This is a genomic window from Bradyrhizobium sp. Crot121 (assembly GCF_059512385.1).
Window position 1 is genome coordinate 1 of record NZ_JCAMOR010000294.1, and the last position, 794, is coordinate 794.

The 794-nt window shown below is 60.3% G+C and carries 2 protein-coding genes and 1 pseudogene; all 3 read right to left on the reverse strand.

Annotated elements, in window-relative coordinates; translation table 11 throughout:
• Nucleotides 1–155: pseudogene (locus AC5ZGW_RS46600) on the reverse strand (Fe-S cluster assembly protein SufB); the annotation flags it as partial.
• On the reverse strand, nucleotides 149–334 hold the full coding sequence (locus tag AC5ZGW_RS46605) for a hypothetical protein (RefSeq protein WP_130582115.1): 186 nt from the start codon (nucleotides 332–334) through the stop codon (nucleotides 149–151). The gene AC5ZGW_RS46605 and the pseudogene AC5ZGW_RS46600, both read right to left, overlap by 7 nt.
• Before the next feature lie 10 nt (nucleotides 335–344).
• A complete protein-coding gene (locus tag AC5ZGW_RS46610; RefSeq protein WP_130232039.1) occupies nucleotides 345–539 on the reverse strand; it encodes a 4Fe-4S binding protein in 195 nt (64 codons plus the stop codon).
• Nucleotides 540–794: the final 255 nt, after the last annotated feature.

Here is a 794-nt window from a genome sequence, read left to right on the forward strand (position 1 = left end):
GCCGGCTCGTTCTTTTTCTCTGAGATGAAGCGGACGATATCTTCCGAGAGCCCCTTGGGGGCCTTTTCGGATTCGATAAGCGTCTCGAACCCATATCGATACTGATCGACGTCGATGCGCCTGACGCGCTCGACCGTCTCTTGTACGGCTACCATTGCCCGCTCCGCCGCTCGCGCAAGGACTCCGGCCATGCCCGACGACGGCCGCGGCGCGCGCCCTTCGCCGCATACGCGATCGCGTAAGTCACCCGCAGCTCGGGGCCAGCGAGGCCGCCCATCAGAAAGGCGGCCACCGATCGCGCTTCAACCTTGCTGCGCGCAGCGGACCCGCTCATCGGTCGCTCCTTATGCCTGCACGCACGTGCCGGGCACCGGGCAGATAACGGCGCATTGCGGCGTGTCGCACTGATCCTCGCATTGGGTGCACTTCTTCGGATCAATTACATATATGTCGTTCTTGAGGCTGATTGCTGCGTTCGGGCATTCGAACTCACATGCGCCGCAGACGGTGCACTGGGAGGCGATTATCTTGTAAGCCATAAACTCCGATTCCTTGGCAGGCGATGCGCGACGGCTTTCCTTCAAGGCTCGTGCCAAACGTCGAGCCTTGATTTATCTCGGCTATTTTCCGTCTCCCGCCTGTCCTAGGCCGGACAGCGTGTCGCGACCGCGACACTCGGCTCACAGGCGCTTGATCTGGATGCGCCACTTCTTGCGCGCCTAGTACCCACTTTTCATAGAACGTGAGTCGTGATTCAAGATCGGGATGATTCCCGAAGCAAGAGAAGTCCGCGT